Consider the following 19,698-nt stretch of genomic DNA (forward strand, 5'->3'; position numbering starts at 1 on the left):
CCCGGAGAGCCGGACGGCCACTCCTGAGAAGCCACTGAAGGCAAGACCCCATAAGCCACATCCGGCCCTCCCGGGCCACCTAACAACTTACGGAGAACCCCATGACGCCATCAGCAGGACGGGCCGGCGTTTCCGGTGCGCCCCGGAGCGTGGATGTGGCCCGGCTGGCCGGCGTGTCGCAGAAGACGGTGTCGCGGGTCTTCAACGACGAGGCGTACGTCTCGGCAGAGGTACGCAAGCGGGTGCTCGACGCGGCCGACGAACTGGGCTACCGGCTGAACCACGCGGCCCGGGCGCTGGCCTCCGGCCGGACCCGCTCCATCGGCGTGGTGACGCTCGGGACGGCACTGTACGGACCCGCGTCACTTCTCATCGGCATCGAGCGGGCCGCCCGGGACACCGGTTACGCGCTCCGCGTGGTCAACACCCTGGAAGGCGATCCGGGAGGCGTCCGCGGAGCCGTCGACTCGCTCCTCGACCAGGGCGTGGACGGCATCGTCATCTCCGAGCCGATCGACGAGGAGGGGGACGGGGGAGCGGTCCCCACCGACGTGCGCGTACCGGTGCTGGTCCTGGGTGCCCCCGTGGCCACGACGGGCCCCGGCACCGTGGCCGCCGGCGTCGGCGCCGACCTGCTGGCCCGGGCCGCCACCGAGCATCTCCTCGACCTCGGGCACCAGACCGTCCACCATCTCGCGGGTCCGCAGCGCTGGTATGCCGCCCGCGACCGCCTGCGGGGATGGCGTGAGGCTCTGGAGGCACGGGGCCGCGACGAGCCGTCGGTCGTCGAGGGCGACTGGTCCGCGGCATCGGGCTACGCGGCCGGCCGGGTACTGGCCGCGGACCCCGGCGTGACCGCGGTGTTCGCCGCCAACGACGACATGGCCATCGGCCTGATGCGCGCACTGACGGAGGCCGGCCGCACCGTGCCGGAGGACGTCAGCGTCGTCGGATTCGACGACATCCCGGTGGCCGCGTTCGTGACCCCGCCGCTGACCACCGTGCGCCAGCCGTTCGACGCCGTGGCCCAGGAAGGGCTGAGACTTCTCGTCCACGCCATCGAGAAACCCGGCGCGGACCTGCCCCCGGCAAACGATCCGCCCGTCGAGCTCGTCCTTCGCGCGTCGACCGCGCCCGCTCCGTCCCGTACGAATCCGGGCGGGGCACCGCGCTCCGCCACGCGTCCGCGTCGTGGCGCGAAGGCCACGCCGTCGAGTGGAGGTCTATCCGACCGTTCCTGATCAACTTTTGCCCCGGTCGGCCCTGACCACGGATTCCGGGCCGGACCTGTAACGCACACGCAGCCGCCGCACGGGCCGCTGCCCGGTCCACCCCTCCCTGCCATGCCGGCTCAGCCGCCCGCGGGGACTCGGGCACCGCACGATCTCCTTCTCGCCGAGCGGGCCGCTGCACCGGCGCCCGCTCCGACCGCCCTCCCCCTCGTGGTCCGCCATCCGCACCGCGAGCCGGGAGCAGCCGATGACGACGTGCCCTTCCACGCACCGACCCCGAAGCCCCGGTCGTCACCTCCTCGCGTTCCCTTGCCCGGTATGCCGCCGCAGGCATGCCCTCACCTTCGCCCTACCGGCGGGAGTTCACCATGCCCAGATCCTTCGTCACGTCCTCCTCCCCGAGCCGTCGCGGATTCCTCGCCGCCGTGGGGGCGGCCACCTTCAGCGTCGCGCTGTCCGCCTGCAGCGGCGGCAACGGCAGCGGGGGCAGCGGCGGCAGCTCCACCAAGCCGCTCTCTCAGGCCGACATCGACAAGGCGATGAAGACGCCGGCCGAACTCACCTTCTGGACCTGGGTCCCGAACATCGAGAAGGAGGTCGCCCTCTTCCAGAAGAAGTACCCGGCCATCAAGGTCAAGGTCGTCAACGCCGGTCAGGGCGTGGCCCATTACACCAAGCTGCGTACGGCGATCAAGGCCGGCAAGGGCGCCCCGGACCTGGCGCAGGTGGAGTACCAGGCGATCCCCACGTTCACCATCACGGACAGCCTGCTGGACCTGAGCCCCTACGGCGCCGCCGATCTGAAGAGCGAGTTCGTGGACTGGACCTGGGCGCAGGTCAGCGGTTCCAACGGTGAGATCTGGGCGATCCCGCAGGACACCGGCCCGCTCGGCATGCTGTACCGGCAGGACATCTTCCACAAGCACGGCATCAAGCCGCCGACGACCTGGGACGAGTTCGCCGCCGCCGCGCGCAAGCTGCACAAGGCCGACCCGGGCGTCTACCTGACCAACCTCGCGGCGAACGAGGCCGCCGCCTGGCACGGCCTGCTGTGGCAGGCGGGCGCCCACCCCTACGCCCTGTCCGGCAAGAGCGACATCACCATCGACGTGAACGACGCGATCTCCAAGGAGCTCGGCACCTACTGGGGCGGCCTCGCGAAGGAAGGCGTCATCAGCACCGACCCGGACTTCACCGACGGCTGGTACGCCGGGCTCAACAAGGGCAGGTACGCCACCTGGATCACCGCCGCGTGGGGCCCGGCGTTCCTCTCCGGTTCCGCCAAGGCCACGGCGGGCAAGTGGCGGGCCGCTCCGCTGCCGCAGTGGGACGCGTCGAGTCCCGTGTCCGGGAACTGGGGCGGCTCGACCAGCGCGGTCATCCGCTCGACCAAGAACCCCGTCGCCGCCGCGCAGTTCGCCCAGTTCCTCAACAGCGACCCCGCGAGCGCGAAGATGTTCGCGGCCGAGCAGTCGTTCTTCCCGGCGACCAAGGCCCTGTTGGCCGACTCGTCCTTCACCGGCGCCACGCCGTCCTTCTACGGCGGCCAGAAGGTGAACCAGGTCTTCGCCGGTATCAGCGAGACGGTCAGCGACGACTTCCAGTGGCCGCCGTTCCTCGACCAGGCCGCCACCGACTGGACCGAGACCGTCGGGAAGTCCCTCGCCGGCAAGACCGACAGCGGTGCCGCGCTCGACGCCTGGCAGCAGCGGCTCACCGTCTACGCCAAGGGCCAGGGCTTCACCGTCAAGTCCGCCTGACCGCCGGCGGGTTCCGGACCAGGGCGCTCTCCGCATGAGCCCCGGGACCCGCGGCCGGCCATCCCCGACATCCAGAAAGGCCCGTTGATGACCGCCATGACCGCGGCCTCCACCGAGGACCCGGGCCGAGCGGGGCCGCAGCGCCGCCGGCTCGGTGGCCTGCGCCACGGTGCGGCAGGCCCGTTGTTCATCGCACCGTTCATGGTGCTGTTCGTGCTGCTGTTCCTGACCCCGCTCGGCTACGCCGCCTACCTCAGCCTGTTCCAGGAACGGCTCATCGGCGGGACGACGTTCGTCGGGCTGGACAACTACCTGACCGCCCTGAAGGACCCGTTCCTGAGGGAAGGTCTGCTGCGGGTCGTGGCGTTCTTCGCGATCCAGGTCCCCGTGATGCTGCTGCTGGCGCTGCTCTTCGCGCTCGCGCTCGACAGCGGCCTGCTGCGGCTCGCCAAGGTCATCCGGCTCGGTATCTTCGTCCCGTACGCGGTACCGAGCGTCGTCGCGACCCTCATGTGGGGCTACCTCTACGGCCCCGACTTCGGCCCCTTCGCCCAACTGGGCCGGAAACTCGATGTGCCGGTCCCGCACTTCCTCAGCGACACCTGGATGCTGGGCAGCCTGGCGAACGTGGTGACCTGGGAGTTCGTCGGCTACAACATGATCATTCTCTACGCCGCGCTGCGGACCATCCCGGGTGAGCTGTACGAGGCGGCCGCCGTGGACGGCGCCGGTGCCTGGCGCATCGCCTGGTCGGTCAAGCTGCCCGCGCTCCGGCCGGCGCTCCTGCTGACCCTGCTGTTCTCGGTGATCGGCAGCTTCCAGCTGTTCAACGAGCCGAAACTGCTGCAGACCATCGCCCCCGATGTGATCGACAGCTCGTACACCGCGAACCTCTACGCCTACACCCTCGCCTTCACCGGACAGCAGGTGAACTACGCGGCCGCGGTCTCCTTCCTCCTGGGCCTGGTCATCGTGGTCTTCTCCTACGCCGTGCTGATCACCGCGAACCGCAGGAGGACGTCGTGACGGTCGTCTCCCAGTCCTCGACCCGGGCCCCCGCGGCCCCGGCCACGACCGCCTCCGGGGCCACCGCGTCCCGTCGGGCGGCCAGGATCCCGCGCGGGCGCCGCTCCCCGGTCCGACGCCGCAGCACCCCGCTGACGATCGTCATGCTGGCCGTACTCGCCTACTTCCTGCTGCCGCTGTTCTGGCTCGCCGTCGCCTCGACCAAGAGCACCCAGGACCTGTTCAACAGCTTCGGCCTGTGGTTCTCGCACAGCCCGCGACTGCTGGCGAACATCGGGCAGACCCTGACCTACGACGACGGCGTCTTCCTGCACTGGCTGCTCAACACGGTCCTGTACTCGGTCGGCAGTGCCCTCGGCGCCGCACTGCTGGCCACCGCGGCCGGATACGGCTTCGCCAAGTACCGGTTCCGGGGCAACAGTTCCGCCTTCAACCTGGTCCTGGGCGCCATCATGATCCCGACCACCGCACTGGCGATCCCGACCTACCTGCTCTTCGCCAAGGTGGGACTGGTCAACACCCCCTGGGCGATCGTCCTGCCCTCGCTCGTCAGCCCGTTCGGCCTCTACCTGATGCGCATCTACGCCCAGGACGCCGTACCCGACAGCCTTCTGGAGGCCGCCCGGATCGACGGCGCCGGAGAACTGCGGATCTTCGTCCGGATCGCGCTGCGGCTGCTGGCACCGGGTCTGGTGACGGTCGTCCTCTTCACGCTCGTGGCGACCTGGAACAACTACTTCCTGCCGCTGATCATGCTCAACGACCCGAAGCTGTACCCCGTCACGGTCGGGCTCTCCTCCTGGGCGGCCCAGGCCCAGAACGGCGGGGCGGGTGCCAGCAGCGACATGCTCGCGCTCGTCGTGACCGGCTCGCTGATCTCGGTCATCCCCCTCGTCGTGGCCTTCCTGATGCTCCAGCGGTACTGGCAGAGCGGCCTGGCCGCCGGCGGTGTCAAGCAGTAAGCACACCTTGCTCCTTCTCCCTTCCCCCTCTTGGAGGTCCCTTCATGGCGGTCCTGCCCGCCCGTGTCCTGTTCGGCGCTGCCTACTACCACGAGTACACGCCGGCTTACGGCGGCACGCAGCCCGACGACCAGCTCAAGACCGACCTCGACCTGATGGCCGACGCGCACTTCACCGTCATCCGCGTCGGAGAGTCGGTCTGGTCGACCTGGGAGCCGGAGAACGGACGGTTCGACCTCGACTGGCTGCGACCCGTGCTCGACGGCGCCCATGAGCGCGGGATCTCCGTGATCCTCGGCACGCCGACCTACGCCGTGCCGCCGTGGCTGGCCCGGCAGTACCCGGAGATCACCGGTGAGCGGCGCACGGGCGAGCGGATCGGCTGGGGCGCCCGCCAGGAGGTGGACATCACCCACCCGGCGTTCCGGTTCCACGCCGAGCGGGTGATCCGCAAGATCGCCGAGCGGTACCACGACCACCCCGCGGTCATCGGATGGCAGGTGGACAACGAACCGGGGCTGCATCTGCTGCACAACCGGGGCGTGTTCGAGCGGTTCGTCGACCATCTGCGCCACAAGTACCGGGACGTCGAGACCCTCAACCGCGAGTGGGGCCTCGTCTACTGGTCGCACCGGCTGTCCACCTGGGCCGACCTGTGGACCCCGGACGGCAACGAGCAGCCCCAGTACGACGTCGCCTGGCGGGAGTTCCAGGCCCGCCAGGTCACCGAGTTCATCGGCTGGCAGGCCGACATCGTGCGCGAGTACGCCCGGCCGGAGCAGTTCGTCACCACCTGCATCTCCTACACGCGTAACGGCGTGGAGGACGACGAGCTGTCGGACCGCCTCGACATCGCGTCCGGCAACCCGTACTACGACATGCAGGACGGCCTGCTGCTCCCCGACCCCACGCCCGACGAGCACCAACAGATCTGGAAGACCACCGGAGTCTGGTCGATGTACCAGACCGCGGACTGGATGTTCTCCTCACGCCAGGAGCCGTTCCTGGTCACCGAGACCAACGCGAACTCCATCGGCTTCCCGTGGGACAACCGCCCCGGATTCGACGGCCAGTGGCGCCAGGCCGCCTGGGCCCATGTGGCTCGCGGCGCCCGGATGATCGAGTACTGGCAGTGGCAGACCCTGCGCTTCGGCGCCGAGACCTACTGGGGCGGCGTCCTCCCGCACAGCGGCCGCCCGGGCCGGACGTACGCCGAGATCGCCAGACTGGGCGCGGAGTTCGAGAAGGCCGGCCTGCTCGTCGCGGGGCTGGAGCCGGACGCCGACATCACGATGGTCTACTCGACGCCGAGCAAGTGGCTGATGCAGAAGTACCCGCCCCTGGCGACCGCCGACGGCGACCCGGACCCGGCCTCCTACCACCGTATCTTCGACCCGTTCTACCGAGGTGCCTTCGACGCCGGCCGTCAGGTCCGCATCGTCCACGTCCGGCAGCTCCACGACCCGGACGGCGACCAGGAGGGCATGGCACCCGCCGAAGCGGCCCGGTGCCACCCGGTCCTGGTGGTGCCCGCCCTGTACCTCGCCCACGACACCACCGTGGACTGGCTGGCCGCCTACGCCCATGCCGGCGGCCATCTGGTCCTCGGCCCGCGGACGGCCTACGCCGACCACGAGGCACGGGCCCGGCTGGAGCCGGCCCCCGGTGGTCTCGCCGACGCGGCGGGCGTGACGTACGACGAGTTCAGCAACCTGACCGCCGGGATCACGGTCACCGCCGCCCCTGACGGCCCGCTCGACCTCCCCGAGGACGCGACGGCCACGCACTGGGCGGACGGCCTGACCGTGCACGACGCCGAGGTACTCGCCCGCTACGACCACCCCCACTTCGGCAGGTGGCCGGCGATCACCACCCGCCGCCACGGCGAGGGGCAGATCACCTGCGTCGGCACCGCCCCGGGGCGCGGTCTCGCCCGGGCCCTCGCCGACTGGCTGGCGCCCGCCGCGCGCAGCGGATGGCAGGACCTTCCGGCGTCCGTCACCGCCACCACGGGCACGGCCTCGGACGGCCGCAGGGTTCACGTGATCCACAACTGGAGCTGGCAGCCCGCGCGGGTCGCGGCTCCCGTCGAGCTGACCGATGTTCTCGACGGCACTCCCGTCCCCGCGGGCACAGCGCTTGAACTGGGCGCCTGGGACGTGAAGGTGCTCGTCGCCGCCGATTCCGACGGAGCGAGGGTCTAGGACGAAGGCCCGTCGGTGCCACCCCGAGGACCACCCACCTCAAAGGAGAGGCTGTGCAGAGAAAGAGACTGAGAAGACTGCTGGGAGCCGCCGTCGCGGCCGCGGCACTGCTGGCGATCCCCGCGTCCGGCGGCGCCCAGGCGTACGCCCCGACGGGCGGGACCATCTACCAGCTCGGCAGTGAGGCGTGCCTCAAGGGCCGGGGGAACTGCGCGGTCTACCCGAAGTCGGCGGAGCTGCCGAACGGCCGGCTGGTCGCGCCGTTCGAGAAGTCCACGGTCCCGGCCTCGGGCAGCGCCGACGGGCAGACGCTTCCCGTGTACAAGAGCGACGACGACGGTACGACCTGGCAGTCCCTGTCCGAGGTGAAGGCACCGGCCTATCTGTCCAGCGACGCCAAGTACGCGAAGTACACCAGCAACTGGACCAACCCGTACCTGTACGTCCTGCCCCAGGACGTGGGCGACCTGAAGCAGGGCACCCTGCTGCTGGCGAGCGTCGTGTCGGGCGACGACTCCTACTACGAGGAGCACAAGGCGGCCGACCCGAACTGGACGCCCACCAACGACGGTGACCGCAAGGACGTGGCGATCGCCCTGTACGCGAGTATGGACAACGGGGCCACCTGGAAGGTCGACAACGTCGTCGCCACCGGCGGCTGGCAGGGCGGCAGCGCGGGCGCGATCGGCCAGAACGTCGCCTCGGCGAACACCAGCCACCAGGTGGACCCGGTCTGGGAGCCGTACCTGATGGTCTACAAGGGCAAGCTCGTCTGCTACTACTCCGACGAGAACGACTACACCGGCTTCGACCCGACCACCGGCGTCGCCACTCTCGACCCCGCCAACGACACGGCCACGGACTCGCAGGGCCAGATCCTCGTGCACAGGACCTGGGACGGCCACGCGGCACAGTGGAGCGACCCGGTCGTCGACATCGCGGGGCTGACCCAGGACATGGGAAGCGGCAAGTCGGAGATCGGCGGCGGGCGGCCCGGCATGACGAACGTGGCCCGCACGACCGACGGCAAGTGGATGATCACCTACGAGTACTGGGGCGGCGGCGCCAACACCCGGTACCAGATCGCAAGCAACCCGCTGGAGTTCTTCAAGGGGTCGGCCACCGGAACCGGCGTCAACTCCCTGCCCGTCGACACCGGTTCCCGCACCCTGGCGACCGGCGGCAGCCCGGTCCTCGTCCGGCTGCCCGGCGGCCGCCTGGTCTACAACGCGGCCGGCAGCGCAAGCGTCTGGGTCAACCAGACCGGACGCGGCGACGGCACCTGGAAGGAGTACCAGACCACCTCGAAGGCCGGCTACAGCCGCAACCTCCAGTACGTCGACGACACGGGCCGTCTGGTGATCCTCAACAACCAGGGGACCTCGACGATCGCGTACGCCGAGACGGACCTCGGCAACTCGGCCGGCACCTACTACCAGTTGTTCAACCGCAAGTCCGACCAGGTCATGGGCACCGGTAACAAGACCAACGACGCCAACCTCGGCAACGCTGACGTGCCCGACGTCCGCCTGGAGGACGCGGGTTCGGCGGCCAACCCCGACACCCAGTTCTGGCACGTGGTGACCGAGCCGGGCGGCGGAACCACGCTGCTCAACAAGTCGGGTGGCCGCGCGGCGGCGATCTGGACCGGCAACGCGACGGCCGGACAGAAGATCGGCCAGTGGGTCGACAACAGCTCCACCGGCAGCTGGAACCTCGTCAAGACCAGCGACGGCCTCTACAAGCTCCAGTCGGTCAAGAACACGGCCCTGTACCTGACCGGAGCAACCGCCGGCGGGCAGCTCACCCTGCAGACGGCGGCCACGGACGGCTCCCAGGACTGGGAACTGGTCAGGTAGACGCCGGCCGGTGAGGCGAAAGGACAGTCGAGACGAACCCCGCTGTCGGGTACTTTCCGGTGAGCGGGGTTCCGGCGTGTGACGCCCGGTCCTGACGCCCACGCAAGCCGATTCACAGACGCACGATGACCAGCGCGGTGTCGTCGGTGGCGTCGCCGGGTGGGAGCAGGTCGACGAGTACGGCGTCGGCGAGAGTCTCGGGATCGTCTGCCTGGTGGCGGGCCAGGGAGTCGGCGAGCCGGGCGAGGCCCATGTCGATGTCCTCGCCGCGTCGTTCGATCAGACCGTCGGTATAAAGCACGAGGACAGCGCCCTCACGGAAGGGCGCGACAGCCTGGGTCCGCGGGCCGTGTTGAGGGCGGGCGGCCAGAGGCGGGTCGGTCGCCTGGTCCAGGAAATCGACGGTCCCGTCCCTCTGCAGGAGCGCCGGCGGGGGATGGCCGGCGCTGCTGTAGGTGATGGTGTCGTTCTCCCAGTCGACGAATGCCGTGGCCACGGTGGTGTTCTCGGCGCCGTCGACGGTCCGGGCGTACAGCCCGAGGACTTCCAGGGCGCGGGCGGGGCCTTCCGGGACGAGAGAGGCGGCGGTGAGGGCGCTGCGCAGTTGTCCCATGACACCGGCCGCGGACAGGCCGTGGCCGACGACGTCGCCGACGGCGACCGCGATGCGATCGCCGGGCAGGTCGACCAGGTCGTACCAGTCGCCGGCCACGTTGAACGCCTCGGCGGCCGGCCGGTAGCGCACGGCCGTCGGGTGCCGGCCGACCGGCCCAGGGGTGGGCAACATGGCTTCTTGCAAGGTCAGCGCGACTTCACGGGCACGGATGAGTTCGGTGACGTCCTCCAGTCGCTGCAGCAGCAGCGACACCTGCCCGTCGGTTCCGAACACGGGAATGTTGGTCACGTTGAGATACCGCTCGTGCCATACCCCGGGCTGATCTGGGTCCTTCACGTCGTAGCGCTGCAGCGCTACGACGCTGCGCTCACCGGTGTCCGCCGCCCGGCGCAGTGACGCCAGGACTCTGAGCAGGAGAGGCTCGGCTGAGTCGTTCTCGGGGCGGTCCTCGGGTATGAAGGTACCGACCACCTGGTCGCGGGGGAGGCCCCTGAGACGCAGGAACTCCGCGTTGGCGTCCGCGAGGACCAGCTGCGGAGTCACCAGCGCCGCCGCCCCGGGAAGAGCCTGGAACACCGCCGCGTAGTCGACCGCCGGTTCTGCCATGGTTTCCTGCTTACCGCGCCGTCTCTGTCCTCTCACGATACGAGCAGTCGGTCACGGCCCGCATCACGAGGTCGCAGCGTTCCCGCGCCTTCCAGGCGCTCAGGACGAGGGTGCCCCGACGGCCGAAGCCTCCGTGAGAAGGCGGATGTCCTCGGCGGTGAGGGTGAGGTCCTGTACGGCGAGGAGGGCCGGGAGCTGTTCCAGGTTGCGGGCGCTGGCGATCGGGGCCACGACGGTGGGACGGGTGAGGAGCCAAGCGAGGACGACGGTGGCGAGCTCGGCGCCGTGCGCCTCGGCGACGGTGTCCAGCGCCCCGAGCACCGCGACGCCCCGCTCCGTCGACACGTGCCCGGCCGCCAGACCGGCGCGTGCGCTGTCGACTGCGACGCCCGGACGGTACTTGCCGGTCAGGAAGCCGGCGGCAAGCCCGTAGTAGGGCAGGGCGGAGAGCCCGGCCTGCTCGACGGTGTCCTGGAGCGCGCCCTCATAGGTTTCGCGGGAGACCAGGTTGTATTCCGGCTGGATCGCCACGTACCGGGCGAGGTTCTCGCGCTCGGCGAAGTCGAGGGATTCCCGAAGCCGCTCCGCGGAGAGGTTCGAGGCGGCCACGGCCCGTACCTTGCCCGCCTTCACCAGGTCGTCCAGGGCTGTGACGATCTCCTCCACGGGCACGGACGGGTCGTCGTAGTGGGAGTAGTAGAGGTCGATGTGGTCAACGCCGAGGCGGCGCAGCGACTGCTCGGCCGCGGCCTTGATGGTGGGCGCGGACAGGCCCTGGTAGTCCGGGTGCATGCCGACCTTCGTGGACAGGATCACCTTGTCGCGGTTGCCGCGTGCGGCCAGCCACTTGCCGAGGACGGTCTCGGACTCACCGCCCTTGAGCCCGTCGATCCAGGCCGCGTAGACGTCGGCGGTGTCGAGGTGGTTGCCGCCGGCCGCGGTGTAGGCGTCGAGCACGGCAAAGGACTGCTTCTCGTCGGCCGTCCAGCCGAAGACGTTGCCACCGAGGGCGAGGGGGAAGACGGCGAGGTCGGACGTGCCAAGTGGGCGGAGTGTGGCCACGGCGGGCGAATCCCTTCGTTGTGTGAGGGGGCGGCGCTGGTGCGGAGCCCACTGTGCAGGAACACGGAAATCGCTACAAAAGGCATGTCAATGTTCCTGAGGAACATCGAGATGGCGTCGCCGCCGCGCATCCCACCACCAGAAGAGTCGTTCTCCCTTGTGGTATTGGCATTCTCTTTTCCGCAAGTACTGTATTCAGAGATGAATCACTTCGCCCAGACCTCGTCCGGCATCCCGCTGAAGCCGGTCTACGGACCGGCGGACCGGGCTGCCGAGCCGCCCGAACCGGGCACGTTCCCGTTCACGCGCGGCAACCACGCCTCCGGGTACCGGGGGCGGCTGTGGACGCTCAGGCAGTACTCGGGGTTCGGCACCGCCGAGGAGTCGAACCGCCGCTACCACTACCTGCTGGAACAGGGCGGAACGGGCCTCTCGGTGGCACTCGACCTCCCCACCCAGTGCGGCTACGACTCCGACGACGCGGCATCCCGCTGGACCGCATCAGCACCAGCTTCACCATCAACGGCACGGCGGCGATCCTGCTCGCCCTGTACGTGGCCGCCGCCGAGCGGAGTGGAGTGCCCCGGGCCAGGCTCACCGGCACCATCCAGAACGACATTCTCAAGGAGTACGCCTCCCTGTGCCGGCCCGCCGAGGTCGACGCGGCCCGCGAACGCGCCAACCGCGTTCTCGGCGAGGCCGAGATCTCGCCCAACTACCAGCGGCTCCTGGAGTACGGCGACGCCGAGGACGTCGGAGACATCTGTGCGGCGGGCGACGAGGCGGCCATCGCGGCCCGGTTCCAGCGGTTCGCGGACGCGGGGGTCACCGACCTGTCCGTGCGCCTGCTGCCCATCGGTGACGGCCGCGAGGAACTGGTCGCCTCCAAGCGCCGTACCCGGGAGACGATCGCCGGGCTCGCGGCGGAGTTCCGGTGAGCCCCGCACCCCTGGCCGGGCTGCGGATCCTGGAGGTCGGTCACATCCTCGCGGGCCCCTTCGCCACCATGCTGCTGGCCGACCTCGGCGCCGAGGTCACCAAGATCGAACCGCCCGGCGGTGACCTCTCCCGGCAGGTGGGCGACGCCTACTTCGCCAGCATCAACCGCAACAAGCGCAGCATCTGCCTCGACCTTACGTCCCGGCAAGGGCAGGACAGGATGCGGGAGTTGGCCGCCGAAGCCGACGCGCTGCTGGTCAACCTCAAGCCCTCGGTCGTACGACGCCTGGGGCTGACGTACGACAGCCTGCGCCGCGTCAACGAGCGCATCGTCTGTGTGGCCGTCACCGGCTACGGCCTGGACGCGGGGGACGATCCCGCCTTCGACTACGTCATCCAGGCCGCGACCGGAGTCGCCGCGCTCACCGGCGACCCCGACGGGCCGCCGACCCTGCCCGGGTACTCGTCCGTCGACAACTCGGCGGCGCTGACCGCCGCGTTGGGGCTGCTCGCGCAGATCGTGTCCGGGCGCGGCGGCCAGGTCGAGGTCGCCCTGCGGGACGTGATGCTCGCCCAGCTCAACTACCGGGCCGCCGCCTACCTCAACGACGGGGTCGAACCGCGCCGCATGCCCCACGGCGCGCACTCCTACTACGTACCGGCCCAGCTCTTCCCCACCCGGGACGGGCACTTGGCGCTGTTCGTCACCCATGACGGCTTCTGGCGGACCTTCGCCGCCGAGGCCGGGATCGACGGCTTCCCGACGATGGCCGAGCGGGCCGCCCGCCGGGAGGAGGTGCTCACCGACGTCACGCGCGCCCTGGCCGCGGAGACGGCCCAGGGCTGGGAGGCCCGGCTCCGCCCGCTCGGGGTCCCGGCCGCGGCCGTCCGCACCCTGCCCGAGGCCCTGGACGCGGCTCCGGAGATGATCGTGCGGGCCGGAGACTACCGGCTGGTCGGCAACCCGGTCCGGGTCGCCGGACACCGGCCGGAGTTCCGGCCGCCGCCCCGCCTCGGCGAGCACGGCTCACTCGTAGTGGACGGTGACTGACCCCTCGTCCGGCACGCCCTGGCAGGTCAGGACGTACCCTTCGGCGACCTCGTCCTCGGTGAGCGCGTCGTTCACCCGCATGGTCGCGCTGCCCTCGGTCACCCTGGCCATGCAGGTGGCGCAGTTGCCGGCCTCGCAGGAGAACGGCGGGGTCAGACCGGCCCGGCGGGCGCTCTGCAGAAGGGTCTCGTTCGGGTGCTTGGGCACCGAGACGCGCTTGGTGCTGAGCAGGATCGTGACGGTACCGGAGTCATGCGCGGGCGCCGTGCCGTTCGCCACGGGCGCCGCGGCAACACCGTCGAACCGTTCGCTGAAGACCCGCCCCGGCCCGGGCAGCGCCGACTCCACGAGCCCCATGAAGGGCTCCGGCCCGCACACATACGCGTCCGCGGCACCGTCCGCCCCGACGAACTCCCTTATGCCGGCCGGGTCGAGGAACCCGCGCTCGGCATCGAGATGGCGTACGACCGTCAGCCGTCCGGGGTACCGGTCCGCCAGCCGCTCCAGCGCCGAGCGGAAGATCGCCGCGTCCCGGTCCCGGTCGGCGCAGAGCAGCCGCACGCTCCGCCCGGTGCCGGCCAGGGTGCTCTTGGCCAGGGAGAGGATCGGGGTGATACCGCTGCCGCCGCTGAAGCCGAGCAGCGGGGTTTCGGCCGGGCGCAGGCAGAACCGGCCGCGGGGCAGGGTCGGTTCCAGCTCGTCGCCCTCGCCGACGTGGTCGACGAGCCAGTTGGAGACCCTGCCCCGAGGGACGCGCTTGACCGTCGTCATCAGATGGGCGTCGGACTCCGGGGCGCTCGACATCGAGTACGAGCGCAGCAGGTCCCGGCCGCCGACGCGCACCCGGAAGACGCAGAACTGTCCGGCCTGATAGGAGAACGGGCCGTCGTGCGGGGCACCCCGAGATCGATGGCTTCGGCATCACCGCGGGCAACGCCTGCGGTGGCAACGACGGCGCGGCCGCCCTGGTCGTCGCGAGCGGGCCGACGGCGGCCGCCCAGGGCCTGCCCGTGCTGGCGACCGTGCGGTCCTGGGCGTCCGTCGGCGTGGACCCCGCGGAGACCGGGCTCTCCCCGGTGAAGGCCATTCCCAAGGCGCTGTCCCGCGCCGGCCTCACCACCGCCGACGTCGACCTCTACGAGATCAACGAGGCCTTCGCCTCGGTGGCCGTGGCCGCCGTCCGGCGTCTCGGCCTCGACGCCGACCGGGTCAACGTCAATGGCAGCGGCTGCTCCCTCGGCCATCCCGTCGCCGCCACCGGCGCCCGCATGCTGGTCACGCTCGTGCACGAACTGCGGCGCCGGGGCGGCGGAATCGGGGTCGCGTCGATGTGCGCCGGAGGCGGCATGGGGTCGGCGATGGTGGTGGAGGTGCCGGCACCGTGAGGCGGCCGCCGGGAGGTCGCCGGCCCGAGGTCATCCCGGCTCCGGCGGGAAGCGCAGCAACGCCTCCTGGGCATAGGACGCGACCAGGGTGCCGTCCTCGGTGAGGACGTCGCCCCGGCCGAAGCAGCGGCCGTGTGCCAGGACCGGGTTGTGCTGCAGCAGCAGCAGCCAGCCGTCGGCGCCGAACGACCGGTGGAACCAGACGGTGTGCGAGGTGACCGCGGACGTGAAGGCCGTCCCGGAGTCGTGCTGGGTGACTCCGGCGAGGGGGCGCAGGGCGGTGCCGATGAGCGTCAGGTCGGTGGCGTAGGCGGTGAGCGCCGGGGCCAGGTCCGGCTCGGCGGCCGGGCAGCGCATCCACAGCTCGAACTCCGGCGGCTCGGACGCGGGGGTGTCCAGGTCGGCGGTGGTCCGCGTCTCCCAGGGGATCGGGTGGAGGTCCCTGCGGTGTTCGGGGCCGGGCAGTCCGGGCACGGCCGGGACCGTCTGGCGGGCGGGGCCGTCCTCCGGGACGTGCAGGGACACCGACGCGGTGGCCACCACGCCCCGCGCCTGCCGGGCGACCACCGTCGACGCGGCGAAGGAACCCCCGTCGTGGTGACGCAGTACCTCGTAGCGGACGGGCTCTTCCGGCCGGCCCGCACGGGTGAACAGGGCGTGCAGGGACTTGACGTTCTTGCCCGGGGCAGCCGAGCTGCGCCGCCCGGACGAACTGGGCCAGCAACTGCCCGCCGAACAGCCGGTGGTAGCCGAGTCGTTGGTTGCTCGCCTCGTAGACAGGGCCCGTCTCCTCGTCGTGCCCCTGGAGGTCGAGGCAGTGCAGGAGGTCGTCCCAGAGTTCACTCACGGCAAGTGGCATGCCAGCGAGGGTAATGGAGATATTCGCGTGCGAGAATGACACTCTCGCAAGTTGGAAGGCGTCGGGTTGGCGGCCGACCCGGCTCGCCCTGGCCCCTACTCGCCCGTGATCCCGCTCGCGCAGAAGTCCCAGATCTCCTCCGCGGTCAGCGGGTGGGCCGCGTCCTGGCCGCTGGACTGGGCGTTGAACATGACGGTCTGCATGGTCAGCGCCGCCACCCGCTTGGCCTTGTAGCCCGGGCGGAGCACGTCCGCTTCCTCCAGGCTCTCCATCAGTTCGGTGAAGAGCGCGAGCAGCGGCGCGTTCGCGACCCGCATCTCGGCCGGGTGCGAGACCAGCAGCCGCAACGCGAAGTCGCTGAACAGGGGGCGCTGCTTGCCGGTCGGGTCGGGGCGCGAGCTCTCGAACAGCTCCTGGACGACCACCCTGAGCCGGTCCAGCGGATCGGACTGCTCGGCCGCGATGGCCCGCAACTGGTCCGCGGACTTGCCCATCGCGTCCTCGAACAGGGCGAGCAGCAGCTCGTGCTTGCCGTCGAAGTGCTGGTAGAAGCTCCGCAGTGACTGCTTGGAGCGGTCGACGACCTCCTGCACGGTGAAGTCGGTCGTGCCCTTCTCCGCCATGATCGCCTGGGCCGCGTCGAGGAACCGCTCCACCCTCTGCTCCGCCCGGCGTTTCGCCGCCTGGGTGGAACGCTCGACCGCGCGCTGCTTCCAGGCCGGTTCCTCGGTCGAGGTGCTGCTCACGGGCTGATCCGCCTTCTGTGCCATGGGGAGAACATTACTGCACCACACCGGCAAGCAACCTATATCCAGTCTGGACATCACCAGGGATCTGGAGGAGACTTCTGATTCCCAATAGGGAGAATGTGATTCTCATCTTCGTGCTCGGAGGTGCCGATGCTGTTCGAGTTCGACGCCGAGCAACGGCTGTGGCAGGACACCGTGCACAAGGCCGTCCGCAAGGACTGCCCGCCGGCGCTGGTGCGGTCCGTCGTGGACGACGGCGCCGATCCGGACCCGCTGTGGCGCGGCTATGCGGACCTCGGCTGGACCGAGCTGACCGACCCGGCGGACGCGGTGGAACTGGCGATCGTCCTGGAGGAGCTGGGCCGGGCCACCGACCCCACGCCCTACCTGGCGACCCTGACCCAGTTCGCCCCGCTCGCAGCGGAGTTCGCGGATCCGGGCCGGTCCGGCGCGGCCGTCCACGAGGGCGCCACCGCACGGCCCGCCGACGGCGGCTGGGTCCTGGACGGCACCGCCCGCCACGTACTCGACGGCGACCGCGCCGACCGCCTCGCCGTCGTCACCGGCGCCGGTGTCTTCGTCGTACCCGCCGCCGAGGTGACCGCCGTACGCACCCCGGTCTTCGACCCCGTGCTGCACCTCGCCGACGTCACCTTCGCGCGGGTCCGGGTCGGCGGGGGCGAGCGGAGCGGGGCGGATCCGGGGAACGCCCGTCACGTCGCGCTCACCGGCATGGCCCTGACCATGGTGGGCGCCTGCCGTCGCGCCCTCGACCTGGTGCTCGACCACGTCCGCACCCGCCGTCAGTTCGACGCGCCCATCGGCTCCTTCCAGGCCGTCCAGCACAAGGCGGCCGACATGCACGTGGCCGTCGAACGGGCCCGCGCCCTCGCCTACTTCGCCGCCCTCACCATCGCCGAGGGCGACCCCCGGCGCGGCCTGGCCGCCTCGATGGCCAAGGCCTCGGCGGGGGAGTGCCAGGCGCTGGTGTTCCGCAACGCCGTGCAGCTGTTCGGAGCGATGGGCCACACCTGGGAGAACGACCTGCAGTTCGCGGTCAAGCGGGCCAAGGCGGGCGAGCTGATGCTCGGCGGGGCCGCCGAGCACCGGGCGCTCGTCGCCAACCAGTGGGTTGCCGAGGCGGCGTCATGAGGCTGTCCTTCGATGCCGAAGTCGAGGCCTTCCGCGCCGAGTTCACCGTGTTCCTGGAGGCCAACCTGCCGACCGAGGCGGAGGCCGCCGAACGCTCCCGCTCCACCGCGCACCTGCCCGAGTGGGCCAGGCGCTGGCAGCGCCTCCAGTTCGACGAGGGCTGGCTGCTGCCCGGCAACCCGCCCGAGTTCGGCGGCCGCAACGCCACCGTCGTCCAGCAGTACGTGCACCGCGAGGAGCTGTCCCGGCGCCGTATCTGCCACAGCTTCAACCCGCAGGGCGTCGGCATCATCGCCGCCTCGCTGCTCTCCTTCGGCACCGAGGAGCAGAAGCACCGCTGGGCCGTGCCCATCCTGCGCGCCGAGCTCACCGCCGCCCTCGGCATGAGCGAGCCCGGCGCCGGTTCCGACCTGGCCTCCCTGCGCACCCGCGCGGTACTCGACGGCGACCACTTCACCGTCGACGGCCAGAAGGTCTGGACGTCCGGCGCCCACGACGCCGACGTGCTGCTCGCCTTCGTCCGCACCGACCCGGACGCCCCCAAGCACAAGGGCATCAGCGTCCTCCTCGTCCCCACCGACACCCCCGGCGTGACCCGCCGCCCCTTCGCCTCCTACACCGGCCCCGACGACAAGGACTTCAACGAGGTCTTCTTCGAGGGCGTCCGGGTCCCCGCCGGGAACCTCGTCGGCCCCCTCCACCAGGGGTGGCGGGTCGCGAACGGCTCCCTCGGGCACGAGCGCACCCTGATGTGGCTGGGCGAGGCCGAGCGGCTGGAGGCCGCCGCACGCGACTTCCGGCCCACCGGCGCCCTGCAGAAGGACTGGTACGCCACGCTCGTCATGGACCTCCAGGCGCTACGACTGCTCGGCTCGGCCGCCCTCGCCCGCGCCGCCCGCGGCGAGCAGGACGTACCGGCGCTGTCCGTGCTCAAGGTGTTCGGCTCGGAGGCGGCACAGCACGCCCTGGAGCACGTCCTGGAGGCGTCCGGCCCCGACGGCCTGCTGCATCCGGCGCGGACGGCGCCGTACCACCACATGAGCTTCGACGACGACTCCGCCGGCTGGTTCAACCGCTTCGCCCGCAGCTTCGGCGGCACCATCGCCGGTGGCACGTCCGAGATCCAGCGCACGATCATCGCCGAGCGGGTGCTCGGTCTGCCCCGACGCTGAGGAGACGTCCGTGCACACCCTGTACGAGGTCGAGGACGGCATCGCCACCCTCACCCTCAACCGGCCCGAGGTCGCCAACGCCCAGAACGCCGCCCTCCTCGACGAACTCGACGCCGCCTGGACGCGGGCCGCCGCGGACGCGGAGGTGAAGGTGATCGTGGTGCGCGCCGAGGGGAAGCACTTCTCCGCCGGGCACGACCTCAAGGACCGCTGGCCCGGCCCCGACGAGATCACCCTGGAGTGGATCTACCGGGCCGAGAACCGCCGGTACCTGGAGTACACGCTGCGCTGGCGCAACGTACCGAAGCCGTCGATCGCCGCCGTGCAGGGCCGCTGCATCGCCGGCGGGCTGATGCTGTGCTGGCCCTGCGACCTGATCGTGGCCGCCGAGGACGCCCTGTTCTCCGACCCGGTCGTCACCATGGGCATCGGCGGCGTCGAATACCACGGCCACACCTGGGAGTTGGGTCCCCGCAAGGCCAAGGAGATCCTCTTCACCGGCCGGCCGCTGACCGCCGAGGAGGCCGAGCGGGTCGGCATGGTCAACCAGGTCGTGCCACGCGCCGAGTTGGACGCGGCCACCCGTGAACTCGCCGAGCGGATCGCCCGGATGCCCGCCTTCGGCCTGCGCCAGGCCAAACGTGCCGTCAACCAGACCCTGGACGTCCAGGGCTTCTACGCCGCCGTCCAGTCGGTGTTCGACATCCACCAGACCGGGCACGGCAACGCGCTGAGCGTCAGCGGCTATCCGATCCTGGCGAAGCAGGACGAGATGAAGGAGAAGCTGCGCTAGGGCCTGTCCGGCGGATCAGGTCGCAGGAGAACAACGGCACATCATCAGCGCCGGTGAGCGGGGTCTGGTGCGTCCAGCTGCAAGGCGGAGGAGGGCGGCAACGCGGTGGGGGCACCCCCGGCCGAAGGCTGGGGGACGTTGACAACCGACGACAACGCCGCAGGTGGACGTGCCAGGCCCCGCGTCCGCGGCATGATCCGCCGGACAGGCCCTAGTAGTGCTTCGTTACGTCGGGTGATCTCGCCTGGTAGTGGGCATCGTCTTGGTATGA

The 19,698-nt window shown here is 70.7% G+C and carries 16 protein-coding genes and 2 pseudogenes; 12 read left to right on the forward strand and 6 right to left on the reverse strand.

Annotated features, from left to right (window positions below):
- Positions 1–101 precede the first annotated feature (101 nt).
- The 6 genes from ACGFZQ_RS51875 (at position 102) to ACGFZQ_RS51900 (ending at position 9,043) form a co-directional block, all read left to right on the forward strand.
- A complete protein-coding gene (locus ACGFZQ_RS51875) occupies positions 102–1,241 on the forward strand; it encodes a LacI family DNA-binding transcriptional regulator (protein WP_393846458.1) in 1,140 nt (379 codons plus the stop codon).
- A gap of 359 nt (positions 1,242–1,600) precedes the next feature.
- Entirely contained in the window at positions 1,601–2,992 is a 1,392-nt protein-coding gene (locus ACGFZQ_RS51880) for an extracellular solute-binding protein (RefSeq protein ID WP_393846459.1), read from the forward strand.
- A gap of 87 nt (positions 2,993–3,079) precedes the next feature.
- Complete coding sequence (locus ACGFZQ_RS51885) at positions 3,080–4,018, forward strand: carbohydrate ABC transporter permease (RefSeq protein ID WP_393846460.1); 939 nt, start codon at positions 3,080–3,082, stop codon at positions 4,016–4,018.
- Positions 4,015–4,980 (forward strand): carbohydrate ABC transporter permease, encoded by a 966-nt coding sequence (locus ACGFZQ_RS51890; protein ID WP_393846461.1) that lies wholly within the window; start codon positions 4,015–4,017, stop codon positions 4,978–4,980. Before ACGFZQ_RS51885 ends, ACGFZQ_RS51890 begins: the two co-directional genes overlap by 4 nt.
- Before the next feature lie 44 nt (positions 4,981–5,024).
- On the forward strand, positions 5,025–7,184 hold the full coding sequence (locus ACGFZQ_RS51895; RefSeq protein WP_393846462.1) for a beta-galactosidase: 2,160 nt from the start codon (positions 5,025–5,027) through the stop codon (positions 7,182–7,184).
- Between the two features lie 53 nt (positions 7,185–7,237).
- A complete protein-coding gene (locus ACGFZQ_RS51900; protein ID WP_393846463.1) occupies positions 7,238–9,043 on the forward strand; it encodes an RICIN domain-containing protein in 1,806 nt (601 codons plus the stop codon).
- A 112-nt stretch (positions 9,044–9,155) separates the two neighbouring features.
- On the opposite strand, the gene ACGFZQ_RS51905 is transcribed toward ACGFZQ_RS51900, so the two are convergent.
- Positions 9,156–10,265, reverse strand: a complete 1,110-nt coding sequence (locus ACGFZQ_RS51905; protein WP_393846464.1) for a PP2C family protein-serine/threonine phosphatase — start codon at positions 10,263–10,265, stop codon at positions 9,156–9,158.
- A 99-nt stretch (positions 10,266–10,364) separates the two neighbouring features.
- Positions 10,365–11,327 (reverse strand): aldo/keto reductase, encoded by a 963-nt coding sequence (locus tag ACGFZQ_RS51910; protein WP_393846465.1) that lies wholly within the window; start codon positions 11,325–11,327, stop codon positions 10,365–10,367.
- A gap of 201 nt (positions 11,328–11,528) precedes the next feature.
- Here ACGFZQ_RS51910 and ACGFZQ_RS51915 point away from each other — a divergent pair.
- Positions 11,529–11,959 (forward strand): annotated as a pseudogene (locus ACGFZQ_RS51915) (methylmalonyl-CoA mutase family protein); the annotation flags it as partial.
- A 302-nt stretch (positions 11,960–12,261) separates the two neighbouring features.
- Positions 12,262–13,317 carry a CaiB/BaiF CoA transferase family protein gene (locus ACGFZQ_RS51920; protein WP_393846466.1) on the forward strand — a complete coding sequence of 352 codons (1,056 nt, stop codon included), beginning with the start codon at positions 12,262–12,264 and terminating at the stop codon, positions 13,315–13,317.
- Here ACGFZQ_RS51920 and ACGFZQ_RS51925 read toward each other — a convergent pair.
- The gene (locus ACGFZQ_RS51925) at positions 13,294–13,674 is read right to left on the reverse strand and encodes a 2Fe-2S iron-sulfur cluster-binding protein (RefSeq protein WP_393846472.1); all 381 of its coding nucleotides are present in this window, start codon (positions 13,672–13,674) and stop codon (positions 13,294–13,296) included. The genes ACGFZQ_RS51920 and ACGFZQ_RS51925 overlap by 24 nt on opposite strands.
- Positions 13,675–14,184, reverse strand: a pseudogene (locus ACGFZQ_RS51930) (FAD-binding oxidoreductase); the annotation flags it as partial. It lies immediately after the preceding gene.
- A gap of 143 nt (positions 14,185–14,327) precedes the next feature.
- Here ACGFZQ_RS51930 and ACGFZQ_RS51935 point away from each other — a divergent pair.
- Positions 14,328–14,702: a hypothetical protein gene (locus tag ACGFZQ_RS51935; protein WP_393846467.1), complete on the forward strand. Its 375-nt coding sequence runs from the start codon at positions 14,328–14,330 to the stop codon at positions 14,700–14,702.
- Between the two features lie 30 nt (positions 14,703–14,732).
- Here the strand turns inward: ACGFZQ_RS51935 and ACGFZQ_RS51940 are convergent, their stop codons facing one another.
- Both ACGFZQ_RS51940 and ACGFZQ_RS51945 read right to left on the reverse strand, forming a co-directional pair.
- Positions 14,733–15,545 (reverse strand): acyl-CoA thioesterase, encoded by an 813-nt coding sequence (locus ACGFZQ_RS51940; RefSeq protein WP_393846468.1) that lies wholly within the window; start codon positions 15,543–15,545, stop codon positions 14,733–14,735.
- Between the two features lie 111 nt (positions 15,546–15,656).
- On the reverse strand, positions 15,657–16,331 hold the full coding sequence (locus tag ACGFZQ_RS51945; protein ID WP_351702479.1) for a TetR/AcrR family transcriptional regulator: 675 nt from the start codon (positions 16,329–16,331) through the stop codon (positions 15,657–15,659).
- Positions 16,332–16,460: 129 nt separating this feature from the next.
- Here ACGFZQ_RS51945 and ACGFZQ_RS51950 point away from each other — a divergent pair, with 129 nt between their 5' ends.
- Genes ACGFZQ_RS51950 through ACGFZQ_RS51960 form a run of 3 tightly spaced genes read left to right on the forward strand, consistent with a single transcriptional unit; the run spans position 16,461 to position 19,427 of the window.
- The gene (locus ACGFZQ_RS51950) at positions 16,461–17,462 is read left to right on the forward strand and encodes an acyl-CoA dehydrogenase family protein (RefSeq protein WP_393846469.1); all 1,002 of its coding nucleotides are present in this window, start codon (positions 16,461–16,463) and stop codon (positions 17,460–17,462) included.
- Positions 17,459–18,634 carry an acyl-CoA dehydrogenase family protein gene (locus ACGFZQ_RS51955; RefSeq protein WP_393846470.1) on the forward strand — a complete coding sequence of 392 codons (1,176 nt, stop codon included), beginning with the start codon at positions 17,459–17,461 and terminating at the stop codon, positions 18,632–18,634. The genes ACGFZQ_RS51950 and ACGFZQ_RS51955 overlap by 4 nt, the downstream gene beginning before the upstream one ends.
- Before the next feature lie 10 nt (positions 18,635–18,644).
- Positions 18,645–19,427 carry an enoyl-CoA hydratase gene (locus ACGFZQ_RS51960; RefSeq protein WP_393846471.1) on the forward strand — a complete coding sequence of 261 codons (783 nt, stop codon included), beginning with the start codon at positions 18,645–18,647 and terminating at the stop codon, positions 19,425–19,427.
- The last annotated feature ends 271 nt before the right edge of the window (positions 19,428–19,698 follow it).

It is taken from the genome of Streptomyces sp. NPDC048254 (genome assembly GCF_043201895.1).
Lineage (GTDB): Bacteria > Actinomycetota > Actinomycetes > Streptomycetales > Streptomycetaceae > Streptomyces.

What these genes read in the sequence shown, in the direction of transcription:
- ACGFZQ_RS51925 (WP_393846472.1), bottom strand. Translation starts at nt 13,674, where the DNA reads ATGGGGCTCGTGGAGTCGGCGCTGCCCGGGCCGGGGCGGGTCTTCAGC.
- ACGFZQ_RS51905 (WP_393846464.1), bottom strand. Translation starts at nt 10,265, where the DNA reads ATGGCAGAACCGGCGGTCGACTACGCGGCGGTGTTCCAGGCTCTTCCC.
- ACGFZQ_RS51955 (WP_393846470.1), top strand. Translation starts at nt 17,459, where the DNA reads ATGAGGCTGTCCTTCGATGCCGAAGTCGAGGCCTTCCGCGCCGAGTTC.
- ACGFZQ_RS51945 (WP_351702479.1), bottom strand. Translation starts at nt 16,331, where the DNA reads ATGGCACAGAAGGCGGATCAGCCCGTGAGCAGCACCTCGACCGAGGAA.
- ACGFZQ_RS51875 (WP_393846458.1), top strand. Translation starts at nt 102, where the DNA reads ATGACGCCATCAGCAGGACGGGCCGGCGTTTCCGGTGCGCCCCGGAGC.
- ACGFZQ_RS51895 (WP_393846462.1), top strand. Translation starts at nt 5,025, where the DNA reads ATGGCGGTCCTGCCCGCCCGTGTCCTGTTCGGCGCTGCCTACTACCAC.
- ACGFZQ_RS51880 (WP_393846459.1), top strand. Translation starts at nt 1,601, where the DNA reads ATGCCCAGATCCTTCGTCACGTCCTCCTCCCCGAGCCGTCGCGGATTC.
- ACGFZQ_RS51950 (WP_393846469.1), top strand. Translation starts at nt 16,461, where the DNA reads ATGCTGTTCGAGTTCGACGCCGAGCAACGGCTGTGGCAGGACACCGTG.
- ACGFZQ_RS51885 (WP_393846460.1), top strand. Translation starts at nt 3,080, where the DNA reads ATGACCGCCATGACCGCGGCCTCCACCGAGGACCCGGGCCGAGCGGGG.